This is a genomic window from Sporosarcina ureae (assembly GCF_002082015.1).
GTDB classification, from domain to species: Bacteria; Bacillota; Bacilli; order Bacillales_A; family Planococcaceae; genus Sporosarcina; species Sporosarcina ureae_A.
Genome location: NZ_CP015109.1, coordinates 755,816 through 773,873, shown reverse-complemented (window position 1 = coordinate 773,873; position 18,058 = coordinate 755,816). Strand labels below are relative to the sequence as shown.

Annotated in this window: 19 protein-coding genes; 14 read left to right on the top strand and 5 right to left on the bottom strand. The window is 40.6% G+C overall.

Annotation, left to right across the window (positions count from 1 at the left end):
• Positions 1–39: 39 nt before the first annotated feature.
• The 3 genes from gdhA (at position 40) to SporoP17a_RS03795 (ending at position 3,451) form a co-directional block, all read left to right on the top strand.
• Positions 40–1,422 (top strand): NADP-specific glutamate dehydrogenase, encoded by a 1,383-nt coding sequence (gene gdhA, locus SporoP17a_RS03805; RefSeq protein ID WP_083032643.1) that lies wholly within the window; start codon positions 40–42, stop codon positions 1,420–1,422.
• Between the two features lie 142 nt (positions 1,423–1,564).
• Positions 1,565–2,776 (top strand): argininosuccinate synthase, encoded by a 1,212-nt coding sequence (locus tag SporoP17a_RS03800; RefSeq protein ID WP_083032640.1) that lies wholly within the window; start codon positions 1,565–1,567, stop codon positions 2,774–2,776.
• Between the two features lie 99 nt (positions 2,777–2,875).
• Positions 2,876–3,451 carry a YdcF family protein gene (locus tag SporoP17a_RS03795; protein WP_208859809.1) on the top strand — a complete coding sequence of 192 codons (576 nt, stop codon included), beginning with the start codon at positions 2,876–2,878 and terminating at the stop codon, positions 3,449–3,451.
• Between the two features lie 325 nt (positions 3,452–3,776).
• Here the strand turns inward: SporoP17a_RS03795 and SporoP17a_RS03790 are convergent, their stop codons facing one another.
• Positions 3,777–4,571, bottom strand: coding sequence for a histidinol-phosphatase HisJ family protein (locus tag SporoP17a_RS03790; protein WP_083032637.1), 795 nt, complete (start codon positions 4,569–4,571; stop codon positions 3,777–3,779).
• Between the two features lie 115 nt (positions 4,572–4,686).
• On the opposite strand from SporoP17a_RS03790, the gene hisZ reads away from it, so the two are divergent.
• From hisZ to rlmN, 11 genes are all read left to right on the top strand, one after another.
• Positions 4,687–5,958 carry an ATP phosphoribosyltransferase regulatory subunit gene (hisZ, locus tag SporoP17a_RS03785; protein WP_083032633.1) on the top strand — a complete coding sequence of 424 codons (1,272 nt, stop codon included), beginning with the start codon at positions 4,687–4,689 and terminating at the stop codon, positions 5,956–5,958.
• Entirely contained in the window at positions 5,946–6,581 is a 636-nt protein-coding gene (hisG, locus tag SporoP17a_RS03780) for an ATP phosphoribosyltransferase (RefSeq protein WP_083032630.1), read from the top strand. Before hisZ ends, hisG begins: the two co-directional genes overlap by 13 nt.
• Positions 6,578–7,858, top strand: a complete 1,281-nt coding sequence (gene hisD, locus SporoP17a_RS03775; protein ID WP_083032627.1) for a histidinol dehydrogenase — start codon at positions 6,578–6,580, stop codon at positions 7,856–7,858. Before hisG ends, hisD begins: the two co-directional genes overlap by 4 nt.
• Positions 7,858–8,442 carry an imidazoleglycerol-phosphate dehydratase HisB gene (gene hisB / locus SporoP17a_RS03770; protein WP_083032624.1) on the top strand — a complete coding sequence of 195 codons (585 nt, stop codon included), beginning with the start codon at positions 7,858–7,860 and terminating at the stop codon, positions 8,440–8,442. Before hisD ends, hisB begins: the two co-directional genes overlap by 1 nt.
• A 202-nt stretch (positions 8,443–8,644) precedes the next feature.
• Positions 8,645–9,370, top strand: coding sequence for a 1-(5-phosphoribosyl)-5-[(5-phosphoribosylamino)methylideneamino]imidazole-4-carboxamide isomerase (gene hisA, locus SporoP17a_RS03765; protein ID WP_083032622.1), 726 nt, complete (start codon positions 8,645–8,647; stop codon positions 9,368–9,370).
• Entirely contained in the window at positions 9,357–10,121 is a 765-nt protein-coding gene (gene hisF / locus SporoP17a_RS03760; protein WP_083032620.1) for an imidazole glycerol phosphate synthase subunit HisF, read from the top strand. The genes hisA and hisF overlap by 14 nt, the downstream gene beginning before the upstream one ends.
• Positions 10,114–10,764, top strand: coding sequence for a bifunctional phosphoribosyl-AMP cyclohydrolase/phosphoribosyl-ATP diphosphatase HisIE (gene hisIE / locus SporoP17a_RS03755; protein ID WP_083035880.1), 651 nt, complete (start codon positions 10,114–10,116; stop codon positions 10,762–10,764). Before hisF ends, hisIE begins: the two co-directional genes overlap by 8 nt.
• Positions 10,757–11,815: a histidinol-phosphate transaminase gene (gene hisC / locus SporoP17a_RS03750; protein WP_083032617.1), complete on the top strand. Its 1,059-nt coding sequence runs from the start codon at positions 10,757–10,759 to the stop codon at positions 11,813–11,815. The genes hisIE and hisC overlap by 8 nt, the downstream gene beginning before the upstream one ends.
• Positions 11,816–12,038: 223 nt before the next feature.
• Entirely contained in the window at positions 12,039–13,391 is a 1,353-nt protein-coding gene (locus SporoP17a_RS03745) for a cyclic 2,3-diphosphoglycerate synthase (protein WP_083035879.1), read from the top strand.
• Between the two features lie 97 nt (positions 13,392–13,488).
• A complete protein-coding gene (locus SporoP17a_RS03740) occupies positions 13,489–13,671 on the top strand; it encodes a hypothetical protein (RefSeq protein WP_083032613.1) in 183 nt (60 codons plus the stop codon).
• An 80-nt stretch (positions 13,672–13,751) separates the two neighbouring features.
• On the top strand, positions 13,752–14,828 hold the full coding sequence (gene rlmN / locus SporoP17a_RS03735) for a dual-specificity RNA methyltransferase RlmN (protein WP_083032609.1): 1,077 nt from the start codon (positions 13,752–13,754) through the stop codon (positions 14,826–14,828).
• A gap of 15 nt (positions 14,829–14,843) precedes the next feature.
• On the opposite strand, the gene SporoP17a_RS03730 is transcribed toward rlmN, so the two are convergent.
• The 4 genes from SporoP17a_RS03730 to SporoP17a_RS03715 form a co-directional block, all read right to left on the bottom strand.
• Positions 14,844–15,209 (bottom strand): hypothetical protein, encoded by a 366-nt coding sequence (locus SporoP17a_RS03730; protein ID WP_143561099.1) that lies wholly within the window; start codon positions 15,207–15,209, stop codon positions 14,844–14,846.
• Positions 15,210–15,274: 65 nt separating this feature from the next.
• Positions 15,275–15,835 (bottom strand): SCO family protein, encoded by a 561-nt coding sequence (locus SporoP17a_RS03725; protein ID WP_237262372.1) that lies wholly within the window; start codon positions 15,833–15,835, stop codon positions 15,275–15,277.
• Positions 15,832–17,235 (bottom strand): sensor histidine kinase, encoded by a 1,404-nt coding sequence (locus SporoP17a_RS03720; protein ID WP_083032604.1) that lies wholly within the window; start codon positions 17,233–17,235, stop codon positions 15,832–15,834. Before SporoP17a_RS03720 ends, SporoP17a_RS03725 begins: the two co-directional genes overlap by 4 nt.
• On the bottom strand, positions 17,232–17,924 hold the full coding sequence (locus SporoP17a_RS03715; protein ID WP_083032601.1) for a response regulator transcription factor: 693 nt from the start codon (positions 17,922–17,924) through the stop codon (positions 17,232–17,234). The genes SporoP17a_RS03720 and SporoP17a_RS03715 overlap by 4 nt, the downstream gene beginning before the upstream one ends.
• Positions 17,925–18,058: the final 134 nt, after the last annotated feature.

The window sequence follows — 18,058 nt, the reverse complement described above, 5'->3', positions numbered from 1 at the left end:
ACAATTTTTTATTAGCCACTAGGAAAGGGATGATTGCAGATGACAAAGGTTGATGAGGTAGAATATAATAATCGCAAGCGAGCAAATGATTACGTTCACAACGTATATGAATTGGTGAAAAAAAGGAATCCAGATGAGAAGGAATTTCTACAAGCGACAAGAGAGATTTTTGATTCCCTCCGTCCTGTATTTGCTAAGCATCCCGAATTTATGGAAAACGGAATTCTTGAGCGAATCACAGAGCCGGAACGAATTATTTCTTTCCGTGTAGCGTGGGAAGATGATAAAGGGAAAGTGCAAGTAAATAGAGGTTACCGAGTTCAGTTCAATAGTGATCTCGGACCTTATAAGGGAGGACTTCGTTTCCACCCATCGGTTAATAATAGTATTATGAAGTTTCTCGCATTTGAGCAAATCTTCAAAAACGCTTTAACAGGACAGCCAATTGGAGCAGGTAAAGGCGGATCAGATTTCGATCCAAAGGGTAAGTCTGATCGTGAAATTATGCGCTTTACGCAAAGCTTTATGACTGAGCTTAGCAGACATATCGGACCAGACATTGACGTACCGGCAGGTGATATTGGCGTCGGTAAACGTGAAATCGGCTATCTATTTGGTCAATACAACCGTATTAAAGGTGGCTATGAAGCAGGTATTTTAACAGGCAAAAACCCTGACCATGGCGGAAGCCTCGGTCGTAAGGAAGCAACTGGTTACGGAACAGTGTACTTTGTTGATGAGATGCTGAAAGAAAACAAGCTTTCATTGGAAGGTCAAACTGTCGTAGTTTCAGGTTCAGGTAATGTTTCAACGTATGCAATGGAGAAAGCTATGCAACTTGGAGCAAAGGTTGTGGCATGTAGTGATTCTGATGGCTATATCTATGACAAGAATGGAATTGATCTTGAATTAGTGAAAGAACTAAAAGAGTACGGCAATAAACGTATTTGGGAATATACGAAAGAACATCTTGATGCAGAGTATCATGCAAATTGTACGGAAATCTGGTCCATTCCATGTGATATTGCACTTCCATGCGCTACGCAAAATGAAATCGATGAAATTGCTGCCCATATGCTAATCGCTAATGGAGTTAAAGCAGTTGGTGAAGGCGCAAATATGCCATGTACAATTGAAGCAATTGTCATTTTCCAAGAACACAACGTGTTATTCGCACCAGCCAAAGCTGCCAATGCGGGTGGCGTAGCTGTTTCCGCTATGGAAATGTCACAGAACAGCCAGCGTCTATCATGGTCAGAAGAACAGGTAGATATGCATTTGAAAGAGGTTATGCAGAATATTTATAAAGATTGCAGTAATGCAGCAACGGATTACGGTAAACCGGGCAATCTAGTAATGGGTGCTAACGTAGCAGGTTTCCTGAGAGTAGCCGATGCGATGGTAGCCCACGGAATTAGATAAGTGATATAAAACAGACACATTTTTTTACATAATGTGTCTGTTTTTTTGTGCTGTCCTATTGCGTTTAAAATAAAATATGTTATTATAAAAATACAGTTAATTGAATAAACATACACGCTTTAGCATGAAAGGGGATTTACCCATGGAAAAGAAAAAAGTCGTTTTAGCCTACTCAGGCGGTTTAGACACATCAGTTGCGATTCAGTGGTTAACGGATCAAGGATATAGTGTAGTAGCAGTTTGCTTAGATGTCGGCGAAGGAAAAGATCTCGACTTCATTAAAGAAAAAGCTCTTACAGTTGGCGCAGTCAGCAGCTATGTTATCGATGCGCGTGAAGAATTCGCACAAGATTTCGTCCTTCTTTCATTGCAAGCTCAAACATATTATGAGAATAAATATCCATTAGTCTCTGCCCTATCCCGTCCGCTTATCTCTAAAAAGTTGGTGGAAATTGCGCATCAGGAGCAAGCAACAGCAGTGGCTCATGGATGCACTGGAAAAGGAAATGACCAAGTACGTTTTGAAGTAGCAATCAAGTCACTGGATCCATCGCTTGAAGTCGTAGCGCCAGTGCGTTCATGGAGCTGGTCACGTGAAGAGGAAATTCATTATGCACAAGAACATAATATTCCCATTCCGATTGATTTGGATAATCCATACTCGGTGGACCAAAACTTGTGGGGGCGTGCAAACGAATGCGGAATTCTAGAGGACCCGTGGGCAACACCTCCAGAAGATGCATTTGGTTTAACAGTTTCTATTGAAAATGCACCCGACACTGCTGATATTATCGAAATTGGCTTTGAACAAGGTGTTCCAGTTACAATTGATGGAGAAAACTATATATTAAGTGAACTGATCACCAAGTTGAATGAAGTGGCTGGTAAACATGGAATCGGCCGTATCGATCACGTAGAAAATCGTTTAGTCGGCATCAAATCTCGTGAAGTATATGAAGCGCCAGGAGCCATCACGTTGTTGAAAGCACATAAGGAACTTGAAGATTTAACACTTGTAAAAGAATTAGCACATTTTAAGCCGATAATTTCACAGAAACTTGGTGAATTGATTTATAACGGTCTTTGGTTCTCTCCTTTACGTAATGCACTTGAGGCATTTATTAAAGAAACACAGCAATATGTCAACGGTACAGTTCGTGTGAAGTTATTCAAAGGCCATGCATTAGTAGAAGGTCGTAAATCACCCAATTCGCTATATGATGAGAGATTAGCGACTTATACATCTGATGATGAGTTCGATCAAGCGGCAGCGGTCGGTTTCATTAAGCTATGGGGACTACCGACTGAAGTGCATAGTTTGGTCAATGAAAAGCAAGTTGTGAAGCAGTCTTAAGATGAGTAGTAAGAGCAGCGCGGCCAAAAGCTTCGCTGCTCTTTTTTAAAAACTACATTTTAGGTATCACCGTCTTATGTATAAAGTTGGGGTGTTTGAATGCGGAAGTTAAGCGGTATAGCCATAATGGTAGTTTTGATCATTACAGGTCTGGGGATGTTTTGGATGTTACCGGGGGATCGAATAAAAAAAGCACAGCAAATGAAGGCGAATGGCAAATATGAGTATGCAATCATTCTAGGCGCCAAAGTGAACGGAGAAATTCCTTCACTGTCATTACGTTACCGTTTAGAAAGCGCTGTAGAGTATGCAACGCAATATCCGCATGTACAGCTTGTACTATCAGGTGGGCAAGGAAAAGATGAGGACATTAGCGAGGCCGAAGCCATGTATCGTTATTTACAAGAACATGGTATTGCAAAGGAACGGTTAGTTTTTGAAGATCAATCCACTTCCACATATGAAAATCTACAATTCAGCCAAAGTATGATTCCTGAAGTGGAAGGCGTGACCATAATCAGTAGCGATTACCACTTGGCTAGAGCAAGATTTCTTGCGAGACAGCTCGGTTGGGAGTCTGATGTTGTTCCAGCGAAGACTCCTGAATCTGTCAAAGCAAAAGTAGGACTTCGTGAACGCTTGGCTTTATTGAAAACATGGTTGTTCAGACGATAGGGATATATTGAAAATAAAAATGAGGTTGGGACAGAACAGAAAAAACGTAAGGGGGGATCCTTTACGCTTTTTTTCTGTTCTTATCAGAAAATATTTTTTTAGAGTATCAGAGTGTACCGGAACGGAGAAAGGCCGACTCCTGAGGGATCAGCGTGCGTCTTGAGACCCTGGACAGGTGCCTTAATTTCTGCAAAGTACACAGAAATACGGCAAAGCGAACCCTACGTTGTTCGCTTGGCTCAAGCCACGCCCCTCGGAAAGCGTGCCTTTCGGAGTGCAGGGGAACGGGGTGAGATAGTTATATCCCAGCCTCTTTCTATACCTCTTATAAAGAAGAAATTTTATGGAATTCAGGTTGGCCTTCTGTAAATGTAGCCAAATAGTTAAAACCGATTGATTGATATAACTCTATAGATTCTTTGAACTCATGTGCGATTTCTGACGTTCTATGCGCATCTGAACCAAGTGTAATGATTTCGCCTCCACATTGTTTATACAAACGCAAAATGTCTTCACTTGGCATATTATGTGGCAAGCCGTAGCGAGTTCCCGAAGTATTCAGTTCAATCCCTTTACCTTCTGGTATAATAGTATTGAAGATCTTTTCTAAATAGTCATGAAATAAATTGGCTGGCGGCTGATCAGTATAGCGTTTAATTAAATCCGTATGTCCAAGCACGCTGTAACGCTTATAATTCTGGACGCAATACAATAACTCCTTATAATACGTCTCAAAGGCAGCCTCTGTTGAACGATCTTCAAATAGCTCGCGATAGTGTAAGGACTTATTTTCGACGGTGTGCAGTGAACAGATGACGAAATCAAATTCATGCTCGTCCATCAATTCTTCATAGAGATGCAATAAGTCAGGTTGCAAGCCAATTTCAACACCTTTTTTAATGGTCAGTTGCCCATCAAATTGTTCATTCAATTGAAGAATTTTTTGTGCATATTCGAGTTTGTCAAAATCGAAATGAATCGTTTCATCTGGGTATTCATAATCGACGTGATCGGTGAAGCAAATTTCGGTAAGGCCTTTAGCAATAGAAGCTTTGGCCATCTCTTCCATCGGAATTTCACAATCCGCTGAAAAAGCGCTGTGCATATGATAATCAAACATAGTATCCAATCTCCTTTTCTATAGTACATATTGTAGCAGATGAACGATGCTACTAACAGTTGACAATGCTCTACATAACCATTATAGTAATAATTAACTTTAGCGTAGTAAAGCAATGAAGTATATATTTGCATGGAAGGCGGTAGAAGATATCTTGTATTCTGAAATTCTTGGAAATGAACATGAAAAGCATGAAAAAATTATCGACACATTAGGAAAACGATTCACTACATACGGTTATAAGCGTATTAAAACATCCGCATTCGAACAATATGATCTGTATTCCAATGTACGTACCTCAATCAATCAAAACGAAATGATCAAGGTGATTGACTATACCGGTGAAGTACTCGTATTACGCCCGGACGTAACAATCCCGTTGACACAGCAACTCGTACAGTTGAATGATAATCTACCCGAAGAAATGCGTTATTATTATGTGCAAGAAGTATTTAGGCAGACATTCCAAGAAAATGAACGAATCGGTAAAACACAGGCAGGAGTCGAGTTCTACTGCAAGAGTTCACCCGCATCAGATGCCGAAACAATTATGCTTGCATGTCATGCATTACGAGACGTTGGTTTTACAGATGTGAAAATCGAGATTGGTTATGCTGGTTTCTTCAATGAATTAATTGCGGACTCTAATATTACTACTGAACAAACGGCCGAACTTAAGACGTTGATTCAAGCAAAAAACGTCGTGGAAATAGGTCCGTTCTTACAGCAATTATCAATAGATCCCTCTATTAAAGAAATACTTGAGCAATTACCTCTATTATACGGTGCACCTGAAGTAGTGTTTGAAAGACTACGAAACTTACAGGTTAGTGAATCGGCGCAAAATGCAATCAAGTATTTACAGCGAACGTGCGATATCGTTGAACTATATGGCTTGAAGAAGCATATCGTCATCGATCTCGGTTTGATTAATCATATGGGGTATTATTCAGGAATCATTTTCCAAGGCTATGTAGAGAACTTTGGAAAGCCGGTACTAATGGGTGGGCGTTATGATGCATTAAGCGAAGAATTTGGCATGAAATTACCGGCAATCGGTTTTGCATGTGAAATCGAATCATTAGTCAAAGCATCATCTACTAGAGAACGGAAAGAACGATACAGCATAGATGTGATTGTATTATATGAAGAAAGCCGTATTAAATACGCAATTGATATTACGAATGAATTGAGAGAACGTGACTATCGTGTCATTTCTAAACCTATAGTCGATGCAAAACACCAGACAGACAGTCTCTATACAATTCAATTAACAGAACAGCAAAATAAACTAGTAAGTCAAGACGAAGCAAAAGAGTTCATGGATTTTAAACAATTGCTTGATTTGATCACTGGCAAGAAAGGGGCACCTGAATGGATTATCTAACAGTAGCAATGGCGAAAGGACGTACAGCGGAACGTGCGATGAAGTTCCTTGAAAAATCGGATGTACATTTTTCAGAATTTACGGATGAAAGCCGGAAGCTCGTGATCTATGATGACAAACAAAAGATCAAACTAATCTTTGTCAAAGCAGTAGATGTTCCGGTATACGTTGAAAAAGGCGCAGCGGACGTAGGGATTGTGGGAAAGGATGTCATGATGGAAGATCCTCGTGATGTCTATGAATTATTGGACTTAGGAATTGGACGTTGTAAACTGGCGGTGGCAGGATATCCTGATACGCCAGTTGAAAACGTACCATTCCTGACAGTAGCTTCAAAATATCCATTAGTTGCGAAAGAGTATTTCGATAAAAAAGGTATTCGTACGGAAATGATCAAGTTGAACGGGTCAATTGAACTCGCACCATTGATCGGCATGTCAGATGTCATTGTCGATATCGTCGAAACGGGTACGACTTTAAAAGAAAATGGTCTCGTTGTCTTACAAGAGATGGCAGATGTCAGCGCTCGTTTGATAGTCAACAAAGCGAGTTATGCTACAAAAACAGAGGATATTCAGCAATTTATCAGAGATATGAAGGAAGGCTTGGAGGTGCGTTCATGAAGATCATTCGTGGTGCCGAATTTACAGAGGAATTACTAAGACGCGACGATTCCAATCAAACGGATCTAGAATTTGATCGCAATGTCCTTTCCATCATCGACAAAGTTCGTTCTGAAGGAGACAAGGCAGTTCTGGATTTTACCGAACAATTCGACGGAGTGTTGCTTGATAGTTTGCTTGTCACAGAAGAAGAAATCAATGAAGCGGAACAAGCAGTTGCAGATGATTTCTACCGTGCATTGCGTTCAGCAAAAGAGCGTATCACGACTTATCACGAAGCGCAAAAAGAGCAATCATGGTTTTTGAATCCAAATGAAGGCATCATGCTCGGTCAGAAAGTAACACCGATCGACAGTGTTGGACTTTACGTACCGGGCGGAAAAGCAGCCTATCCGTCAACGGTCTTAATGAATGCATTGCCAGCGAAAATTGCAGGAGTCGGACGGATTTCCATGGTGACTCCACCACAACGTGATGGCAAGATTAATCCCTACGTTTTAGTTGCAGCTAAAGAAGCGGGGGTCGATCGAATTTATAAAGTAGGTGGAGCGCAAGCGATAGCTGCTCTAGCGTACGGTACTGAGACAATTGAAAAAGTCGTCAAAATTACGGGCCCTGGGAATGCATACGTCGCAAGAGCGAAAAAGTGGGTGTTCGGTGATGTAGCAATCGATATGATTGCTGGACCAAGTGAAATTTGTGTCGTAGCCGACGCCCATACGAATCCTATTTATGCAGCAGCAGATTTGTTGTCCCAAGCTGAGCACGATGAGCGTGTCGCGGCCGTATGTATCACGACCAGCGAAACATTTGCGACTGAGCTATCCAAAGAAGTAGAACGTCAGCTTGCTGAACTCGATCGTAAAGAAATCGCAACACAATCTATAGAACAATTCGGACGTATCATTATAGTGGATTCATTAAAAGAAGCATTTGATATCGTGAATCGTTTAGCGCCAGAACATTTGGAACTTATGATTGATCATCCTATGGAGCACTTGGCAGCTATACGAAATGCTGGAGCGATCTTCTTAGGTCAACATTCACCCGAGGCGTTGGGTGACTATATGGCTGGACCGAATCACACATTACCGACGAGTGGAACCGCAGCGTTTTCTTCTCCATTAGGCGTATATGATTTCATGAAAAAATCGAGTATTATTTACTATTCCGAAGACGCGTTGGCAGAAGTGGCAGATGACGTCATTACATTAGCGGATGCCGAACAATTAACAGGACATGCCAACTCGATAAAAGTACGAAAGGCAGGATACTAATGCGTAAACAACAACTAACACGTAAGACTGGCGAAACATCTATTGAAATGGAGTTTTCGTTAGATGGCACGGGAAAAACAAATATTCATACTGGCGTTGGATTCTTTGATCATATGCTGACGGCATTCGCAAAACACGGACGTTTTGATCTATCTGTTACGTGCGATGGCGACATTGAAGTAGACCAACACCATTCCGTAGAAGACATCGGTATCGTACTTGGACAATTATTCAACCAATGTATCGGTACAAAAGAAGGAATAGAACGCTTTGCTCTAGTTTCCACGCCAATGGATGAAGCATTATCCACTGCATCTATTGATATCAGCGGTCGCTCGTTCCTCGTCTTTAACGTAGACGGAATGAAAGACAAAGTAGGAGAATTCGACACAGAACTAGTTGAAGAATTCTTCCTAGCATTCACAAACAACGCCAAAATCACATTACACATCAATCTGAACTACGGAAAGAACACACACCACATCATAGAATCCGTATTCAAAAGCTTCGGCCGTGCCCTACGCGTAGCCAGCACTATCAACCCAGAAATAAAAGGGATTCCTTCTACTAAAGGATCTTTGTAATTAACTATTTAGGGGTTTTGAATTCTAAAAGATATTCTAGTTGATCTTCACTGCGGGTAGCGACTCCCGCATAAGCATGAGTCTTGAGTCCCCACAGCGAAGCGAGAAGCTCAAGCCATGCCCGCAGGAAAGCGTCCGCCCAGAGTGCAGATCAACGGTGGCAATGTAGTATCCAAACTTCATTTATTAGGAGGACTAGTTGATGATTTTATTCCCAGCAATCGACATTAGAGACGGCAAATGCGTTCGCCTCATCCAAGGTGACTATGCGCAAGAAATAATTTACAATGACTCACCAACCAATATGGCACAGGAATGGCAAAACCAAGGAGCCGAGTACATCCACGTCGTAGACTTAGACGGTGCCAAAACAGGAAACTCCGCCAACAAACAGGCTATCGAAGCTATTGCGAAATCAGTCAGTATACCTGTTCAAGTAGGTGGCGGTATCCGCAACATGGACATTGTCGACTCGCATATCCAAAACGGTGTCGCACGTGTCATTATCGGCACGGCAGCAATTCAAGATCCTGAATTCTTGAAAAAAGCCGTTGAAAAATACGGTGACAAAATTGCTGTCTCAATCGACGCGCGCAACGGCTTAGTTGCAACTGACGGTTGGACCGAAACAAGTGATGTCAAAGCAGTTGATTTATTGCAGGACTTAGCGGAAATTGGCGTCAAAACAGTTGTCTATACAGACATCATGAAAGACGGCATGCTTCAGGGACCTAACTTTGAAGAACTGAAAATAATGGATGACGCGTCTTCGATTGATATCATCGCATCAGGTGGTGTATCGACAGAAGAAGATATTAAGAGACTCGCTGCTGAAGATATGTACGGTGCTATTATCGGTAAGGCATTATATGAAGGTAATCTATCCTTAAAAAAATTATTGGGGGACGACAGTCATGTCAACAACTAAAAAGATCATTCCGTGTTTGGACGTAGATAATCGTAAAGTTGTAAAAGGAAAGAAATTTCTAGACGTTCAGGAAGTGGCAGATCCCCTTACATTAGCAAAAAAATATGTCGCGGACGGTGCAGATGAACTCGTCTTCTATGACATCTCGGCATCGACAAAAAATCGTGGTATGTTCCTTGATTTAATTGAGGAAATTGCAAAAGAAGTACCGATCCCATTCATCGTAGGCGGAGGCATTCGTACGCTCGAAGATGTGGACAAAGTGTTTGAACTAGGCGGTAATAAAATTTCCATAAATAGTGCGGCTTTAACTAATCCGGAATTAATTAAAGAAGTAGCGGATAAATACGGTTCAGAGCGTGTAATGTTATCCATGGATGTTCGTCAAGAAGGCGATAACAAGTGGTCGGTTTATGCAAAAGGTGGTATGGAAGAAACAGGGATAGACGCGATTGAATGGGCGAAGAAAATGGAGGCACTTGGCGCTGGTGAATTGGTCGTCAATAGTGTAGACGAAGATGGCGTCAAAGACGGGTATAATCTTGCGCTCAACCGTGCTATGGCTGAAGCAGTTAATATTCCAATCGTCGCAAGTGGTGGTGCAGGAAAACCTGAACACTTTAAAGACGTACTGACAGAAGGAAAGGCTGATGCAGCCTTGGCCGCATCCGTATTCCATTTCAATGAAATCAATATTCGAAACTTAAAAAATTACTTAGCAGAAGAAAATATTGCAGTTAGGAATGACTAATATGACACTAGACATCAACGCATTGAAATTCGACGACAAAGGTCTAATCCCAGCGGTTGTACAAGACGATCGCACAGGTGAAGTCCTAATGCTTGCTTATATGAACAAGGAATCTATTGAAAAAACGTTAGAAACAAATGAAACGTGGTTTTATAGCCGTTCCAGACAGGAACTTTGGAATAAAGGCGCAACATCTGGAAATACACAGCAAGTGCAACGTATATCTGTCGACTGTGATCAAGATACATTGCTAGTCCAAGTTACACCAGAAGGGCCTGCATGTCATACAGGCGAGAAAACTTGCTTCTTCACAACGGCAATGGAAAAAGAAGAATCATTACGTGAAGTCGTCTATGAAGTAATCGACGAAATCGCAGATCGCAAAGCTAATCCGATAGATGGCTCATATACGACGTATTTATTCAACGAAGGTATCGACAAAGTATTGAAAAAAGTCGGAGAGGAATCAACAGAAGTCATAATCGGTGCAAAAAATGCTGATAAAGAAGAAGTGTCCAATGAAATTGCAGATCTGGTCTACCACACACTTGTATTGATGAATATTCTTGACGTAGATCTAACGGATGTTCAGCAAGTGCTACGTGAAAGAAGACCAAAAAAGGAAGTGCCGCGCAATGAGTAGATTTCTGAGCACAGTTGCGCGCCGTACAGAACCTTACGTTCCGGGTGAGCAGTTGAATCAGCCAGATATCATTAAATTAAATACGAATGAAAATCCGTATCCACCAAGCCCTAAAGTATTGCAGGCCATTCAAGAGGAGCTGAACGGCAACACGTTACAGCGTTATCCTTCACCAACAGTAGATCCATTGCGTCACGCGATAGCGGAGACGTACGGATTGACAAAAGATCATGTGTTTGTTGGTAATGGCTCTGATGAAGTACTGGCATTTTCATTCATGGCGTTTTTTGAGCCAGGAAAAACTATTAAGTTCCCTGAAATTAGCTATAGCTTTTACCCGGTCTATTCTAAGCTATTTAATATTTCATTCGAAAAAGTGCCGTTGAACGCTGATTTTACTATACCCAAAAAGCAGTTCTATAATTCACCAGGTGGCGTCATTTTACCAAATCCAAACGCACCGACAAGTATTTATGCTGAGTTGGATGTAATCGAAGACATTTTGCGAAACAACCAGGATCAAGTAGTCATTATTGATGAAGCGTATATTGATTTTGCAGGCCCGTCTGCGATGAAGCTGATTGATCGTTATCCAAATTTACTTGTGATTCAGACGACGTCTAAATCTCGTGCACTCGCTGGGTTGCGTGTCGGATTCGCACTGGGACAACCTGAATTGATAGCGGGCTTGACGAGGATCAAAGATTCATTCAACTCCTACACGATTGATCGTTTAGCTATGGCAGGGGCTACTGCTGCATTTGTAGATCATGCCTACTTCACAGAGAGTACAAATAAAGTGATTCGCACACGTGAATATACAGTCCAAACTTTAGCAGAATTAGGGTTTGAAGTTTTGCCTTCAGATGCCAACTTCGTCTTTGTAAAACCTCTGCATAAGGATGCAAAAGTGTTGTATCAACAATTAAAGGACCGCGGCATTTTAGTACGCCACTTTGATCAAGCGGACATTCGTGCGTATTTACGTATTTCCATCGGTACAGACGAACAGATGAACACGCTGTTTGAAGTGCTTAAACAACTGACTTAATGAATAAATCGATCAAAAGCCATTCGATACTGAATGGCTTTTTCTTTGCATGTATGTATAGGAAGTAGTATAAAACCTTGTTAAATCAGCTTTTATGACAAGGTTTGATATACTTAATCAATGTATACGTATACAAATTAATGAATTACAAAACTTTTCTATTGTATTTTTATACACGTTGTCTTATAATAATGAAAAGAAGCTTGATTGGGGAGATAAAATTATGAAAACTAAAAATATAATTATAATTGGTGCAGCAGGAAGAGACTTCCACAATTTCAATACATATTACCGTGGTAAAGAGGAGTACAATGTCGTAGCATTTACAGCTACACAAATTCCGGATATCGACGGACGTAAATACCCGACTGAATTAGCGGGTGAGTTGTATCCTGAAGGAATTCCTATTTATTCACAAGATCAACTACCTGAGTTAATCAAAGAACTAAAAGTAGATGAATGTGTATTTTCTTACAGTGATCTTAGTTATGAAAAAGTGATGGGAATTGGTGCGATTGTCAACTCGGCAGGCGCTAACTTTACACTACTTGGTTCAAAAGCAACGATGATCAAAAGTAATAAACCAGTTATTTCTGTTTGTGCAGTTAGAACTGGAACAGGGAAGAGTCAGACTTCACGTAAAATTATCGAAACATTGCTTGAACATGATTTGAAAGTAGTAGCGATTCGTCACCCGATGCCTTATGGCGATTTGGCTGAACAACGTGTACAGCGCTACGCAACAGTAGAAGATTTCAAAAAACATAAATGTACAATTGAAGAAATGGAAGAATATGAGCCACACGTTGACCGTGGAAATATCATCTATGCAGGTGTAGATTACCAGGACATTTTGGATGCTGCTGAAAATGATCCAGACGGCTGTGACGTAATCCTTTGGGACGGCGGGAACAACGACTTTTCATTCTATGAGCCGGACTTAGCAATTACAGTTCTTGATCCACACCGTCCAGGTCATGAGCTGAAATATTATCCAGGTGAAGTATGTTTGCGTACAACAGATGTATCGATTATCAACAAAATTGATAGCGCATCGGAAGAAGCTATTCAAACAGTTGAAAACAATATTAAATTTGCGGCACCAAATAGTACGATTATTAAAGCTGAATCAAAAATCTCTGTAGATCAACCAGAAATCATCAAAGGCAAGCGTGTACTGATCGTTGAAGATGGCCCGACATTGACACACGGTGAAATGAAACTGGGCGCGGGTGTGATTGCAGCACAGCGTCTTGGAGCAACTGAGATTGTCGATCCACGTCCATATGCAGTAGGAAGCTTGATCACTACTTTTGATAAGTATCAGCACATTGAAAACATCTTACCGGCAATGGGGTATGGTGATGAGCAATTAAAAGATCTGGAAGCGACGATCAACGCAGCTGATGTAGATGCAGTCATTATCGGTACACCTATGGATCTTTCACGTGTCATTAACATCAACAAACCATGCACACGTGTCTATTATGACTTGGATGAAATCGGAACACCGAACCTTGAGTCAGTTCTAACAGATTTCATCAAAAAGCATAATCTTTCTGCAACAAATGTGTAACAATAGATAACGTATACAGCACCTGTCACGAATGAAAATTCGATTGCAGGTGCTTTTTTCTGATATACTACGTTTAGGACAGTAAGGGGGTAATAACTTGTTTAATTCAAAAATCATTGATCTCGTCATTGGTCTGGTGATGGCTTACTTTGCATATGACCGAATCGCGACAGGACATACAGGAATGGGTTTTTTCTTCGCAGTACTTGCGGCATTGAATTTATTGGCATTTTTCCTGAAACTCAGAACCGACAAAAATATTCAGCAAAAACAATTATAAAACGAATCAGTTGTTCCTTTAACCGCATTCTTGTAGTATAATAAAAAGATTGTAATTTTTGAAATGAGGCTAGAAATCACATGAAAAAATCGATATATGGTTTGACAATTGAACAATTGACAGACTTTCTTATAGAAAATGGACAGAAGAAGTACCGTGCTGCACAAGTTTGGGACTGGCTCTATAAAAAACGCGTCTTATCATTTGATGAAATGAACAATATTAACCAAGAGACAATTGATGTATTGGATGAAAACTTCGCGATCCAGACACTGGAACAAAACGTCAAGCAAGTTTCACAAGATGGCACAGTGAAATTCTTGTTTAAAATGCATGATGGCAACTTGATCGAAACAGTTTTGATGAAATTCCCGTATGGCCATTCAGTTTGTGTCACCACACAAGTTGGATGTAATATTGGTTGCAGTTTCTGTGCAAGTGGACTTTTGCGCAAAAACCGAGATCTTGATGCAGGAGAAATTGTGGGGCAAATCATGAAAGTGCAAGAGTATCTGGATGGTAAAGGTGAAGATGAGCGAGTCAGCCATATTGTAGTCATGGGTATAGGCGAACCGTTTGATAACTATTCGAATTTGATGAATTTCCTTCATGTCGTCAATCATCAAAAAGGTCTGTCGATCGGTGCGCGTCATATTACAGTATCAACCAGTGGTCTAACAGAAAAGATCAAAGACTTCGCAGATGAAAAACTTCAAGTGAACTTGGCGGTTTCATTACATGCGCCAAATAATGAGTTGCGTTCGTCGATCATGAAGATCAACAAAGCATTTCCGATTGAAAAGTTAATGGATTCAATCAACTACTATTTAGAAAAGACGAATCGTCGAATCACATTCGAGTATATTTTATTGCGTGACGTCAACGACCATGTAAAAGAAGCGGAAGAGTTGGGTCGATTGCTAGCGGATAAGCGTCACTTGTCATATGTCAATCTGATCCCGTACAATCCGGTTGATGAACATGGCCAGTATCAGCGCAGTGAGCCGGAAGCGATTAAATCGTTCTATGAAGCACTTAGACGTAAAGGCATTAACGGTGGTGTGCGTCTTGAAAATGGTACGGATATCGACGCAGCATGCGGTCAATTACGCAGTAAACAAATCAAAAAAACAAAAAAACAACCGGTCGGAGAATAATTCTCCAACCGGTTTTTAATTTTTGCGCGCTAATTTTACGATGAATTGAACAATCACGGAAATGGCTAGTCCGAACGATGATATAATAAACAAAGATAAAATACCGATCGCTTCCGAGAATTCATTGTCCATCATCAGGAAGCTGCGGAACATTTCGGCAAATGCTAGAACTAGTACGACCATGAACATTTTAAATGCTATCGATAGTTCATAGAACAATAAAAGGGAACTGACAATGCCGACCATTAGACCGAATACTGCGAACGTCAAATAGTTATTGACGACCAAGTCATGTCCAAGAACTGTCCGTACGCCTAAAATGAGTAGAACAAATGAAGTCAGCGCAGTAAAAAAACCGGCTTTCCAATAACGAGAATCCAACACGTACACCTGCTTTCCTTACTTAGTATAGCGGAATCGACGGAATTCGTCACGCAACCCGACCGTTATTTCATACGTTTTAGGTCGGCCAATAATTCTTCTTTATAGGATTCGTTCGAGAAATTATATTCTTTAAGAATATAGCCTTCGGAATCCAGTAAATAAAAATTTGTACCATGAACAACTTGCGTTGATGATTCGTGTTTCAACACAAAAGTCTGGAACTCTTCCCGCGCAAAAGCTTCGAATTCTAGTTGTGTGTAGCCCGTCAGAAAATGCCAGTTCGATTCATCATCAGTAAAGTTTGCGATATAGTCTTTCAATACTGCAGGTGTATCGGTATTAGGATCTACAGAGAAGGAGACGAAGTTCATGTCGATGTCCTGATCTTTCAACTCGGCTTGTAGAGCTGCCATCTCACTCGTCAATGTCGAACAAACTGTTGTACAATTTGTGAAAATGAAATCTGCAATCCATGGCGAACCAGAAAGCTCCTTGGAACTAAATGGTTGATTGTGCTGATCCGTGAATGTGAATTCACGGATTTGTTTCCCACGTTCAAGAGGTTCACTACAACCACTGACGAATACTACGAGCATTAACAGTAAAGGAATCAGACGTTTCAACTGCTTTCACTCCTTTGCATTTGCTCCGGTAATTCAATTACCACAATAGTTTCTGTTGTTTCATTGGAAATTGTAAATGTACCTGTGTGTAACCGGACAATTTCTTTGACTATTGATAGACCGAGTCCAGTACCGCCAGTTGTGCGAGTTCGTGCTTTATCGGTACGGAAAAAACGTTCTCCGATTCGCTCTACGTCCTTGTCTCCGATGGTTACTCCGTCATTCGCAATACGGTATTGTACACCTTGTTTACTGGCTGTGAGATGAACAGAAATGAATTGCTCTGCATATTTTACGGCATTATCGATCGTATTATAAAAGACTTGTTGCAATCGTTTAGGATCACCTTCCAAAATCAATTCTTCATCAATCGATGTGTGCAATTGAATATTTTTACCTTGTAATCGTATCGCAAATAATTCCAATGTATCCAATAGTAATTGTGCAATTGCAATCGGTTCCGTTTCGAGTGTATATATATCTTGCTCTAAATGATTCAACTCGACTAGATCATGTATGAGCTTCTTCAGGCGTTCTGTTTCTTTCTCGATGGTCGATAAGTAGTGTTTTACATCATCAGGAGACGAATCAATTTTATCGCGTGAAAGTTGTGCGTAGCCGCTAATATACGTCAAAGGTGTCCTGAGCTCATGTACAATATTTGACGTAAAATCTTTCTTGCGCTGATCTTGTTCTTCAAGAGAACGGCTCATTGTATCGAATGCAGTGGCCAGTTTACCAATCTCGTCTTTCCGTCCTGTATTGAGTCGGTTTGAATAATCGCCTTTAGACACTTCTGCCGAATAGGTCTGCAATGTTTGTAACGGCTCAAACAACGAACGCCATACACGTTGCAAAATTAAAAAAAGAACCATAAAGAAAATACTGCCTACAAGTAACATGATTGGAAGACTGTCATGAAAAACATCTTGGATCGCAGCGAGCGGAACATAAATATAAATAAAACCAATTAGTCCATTTTCGCCTTTAATAGGGAAAATTCCACCAAAGATTTCCCGTTTCAATTCATCCACATAGCCTTCTTTCATAACAGGCTTACCCGTTTCTAGTATCTTCTCGTCGCTTTCATTAATGAGTGATTGATAATCAATCTGATAAGGGAAATAGGAAGTTAGATCATCCAGACGATCCACGACGATGATTTCATATTCCGAGACGATGTTATACCATTGAATCTTTTCGATGATCGAATCACTTAGCTCGCCGTAATGATAGTGAGAAGCGGTTCGATTTCCCTGATACATGATAGACTCTTTAATCTGTTCTTTATATAAATCGGTATACAAGTAGTGAATAAAGAAAAATGAGAATAATATGGTGCAGGTGATGCTACCTAAAAATACAATCAACATCTTTTTGCTTAGATTCAAATTATTCATTCAGAGTCCTCTAATTTGTAGCCGATCCCCCATACCGTCTCAATCATTTTCCCTGCGTCTCCTAGTTTTAATCGAAGCGTTTTGATATGCGTATCAATTGTACGCTCACTGCTCTGGTGATCGTCGCCCCAGACCAATTCAAGTAATTGTTCACGGGAGTATGCACGTCCTTTATGTTTGACTAGCCACAATAGCAAGCCGAACTCCTTCAAAGTTAAACTTAAAGGTTTTCCGTTAAGCTGTGCGGTATACGAGTCTTCATTAATGGTTAGGGGACCTGCTTGTAATACGAGTGGAACAGGATTATGACGGTAGGTTCTGCGCAAGACAGCTTCAATACGCGCCACAAGTTCTCCTGGTAAGAAGGGCTTGACGATATAGTCGTCTCCACCAAGCTTTAACCCTTGGACTTTATCCCATTCCTCGCCACGTGCAGATAGAAAAATCAAGGGGATCGAGGAAGTGCGTTTCATTTCCTCTGCAAAAGTGAAGCCATCCATATAGGGCATCATCACATCGACTATGCATAAATCTATAGTATGTTGCTTAATTACTGACAAAGCTTGCAAACCGTCGCTGGCTTCTAATACGCTATATCCTACATCTTCCAGAATCACTCGAATTAAATCACGCATTTGCGGTTCATCATCAATGACTAATAATTGGTAACCCAATTCAATACGCCTCATTTCATAAAATCTCTATACGCCAATTTTCCGGAAAAGATGTGAAATCCACATGAAGTTTCAAAAAGTTGTCGAAACTTCATTGAAATTTCGTAATCATATTTTATAATCATAACAGTAAAATGAATAGATAGGAG

Excerpts from the sequence above, each read along its gene's own strand:
- hisZ (WP_083032633.1), top strand. The coding sequence starts at position 4,687 with ATGAAGTATATATTTGCATGGAAGGCGGTAGAAGATATCTTGTATTCT.
- SporoP17a_RS03790 (WP_083032637.1), bottom strand. The coding sequence starts at position 4,571 with ATGTTTGATTATCATATGCACAGCGCTTTTTCAGCGGATTGTGAAATT.
- hisG (WP_083032630.1), top strand. The coding sequence starts at position 5,946 with ATGGATTATCTAACAGTAGCAATGGCGAAAGGACGTACAGCGGAACGT.
- hisIE (WP_083035880.1), top strand. The coding sequence starts at position 10,114 with ATGACTAATATGACACTAGACATCAACGCATTGAAATTCGACGACAAA.
- hisC (WP_083032617.1), top strand. The coding sequence starts at position 10,757 with ATGAGTAGATTTCTGAGCACAGTTGCGCGCCGTACAGAACCTTACGTT.
- SporoP17a_RS03795 (WP_208859809.1), top strand. The coding sequence starts at position 2,876 with ATGCGGAAGTTAAGCGGTATAGCCATAATGGTAGTTTTGATCATTACA.
- SporoP17a_RS03745 (WP_083035879.1), top strand. The coding sequence starts at position 12,039 with ATGAAAACTAAAAATATAATTATAATTGGTGCAGCAGGAAGAGACTTC.
- SporoP17a_RS03720 (WP_083032604.1), bottom strand. The coding sequence starts at position 17,235 with ATGAATAATTTGAATCTAAGCAAAAAGATGTTGATTGTATTTTTAGGT.
- hisB (WP_083032624.1), top strand. The coding sequence starts at position 7,858 with ATGCGTAAACAACAACTAACACGTAAGACTGGCGAAACATCTATTGAA.
- hisA (WP_083032622.1), top strand. The coding sequence starts at position 8,645 with ATGATTTTATTCCCAGCAATCGACATTAGAGACGGCAAATGCGTTCGC.
- hisF (WP_083032620.1), top strand. The coding sequence starts at position 9,357 with ATGTCAACAACTAAAAAGATCATTCCGTGTTTGGACGTAGATAATCGT.
- SporoP17a_RS03800 (WP_083032640.1), top strand. The coding sequence starts at position 1,565 with ATGGAAAAGAAAAAAGTCGTTTTAGCCTACTCAGGCGGTTTAGACACA.
- rlmN (WP_083032609.1), top strand. The coding sequence starts at position 13,752 with ATGAAAAAATCGATATATGGTTTGACAATTGAACAATTGACAGACTTT.
- gdhA (WP_083032643.1), top strand. The coding sequence starts at position 40 with ATGACAAAGGTTGATGAGGTAGAATATAATAATCGCAAGCGAGCAAAT.
- SporoP17a_RS03715 (WP_083032601.1), bottom strand. The coding sequence starts at position 17,924 with ATGAGGCGTATTGAATTGGGTTACCAATTATTAGTCATTGATGATGAA.
- hisD (WP_083032627.1), top strand. The coding sequence starts at position 6,578 with ATGAAGATCATTCGTGGTGCCGAATTTACAGAGGAATTACTAAGACGC.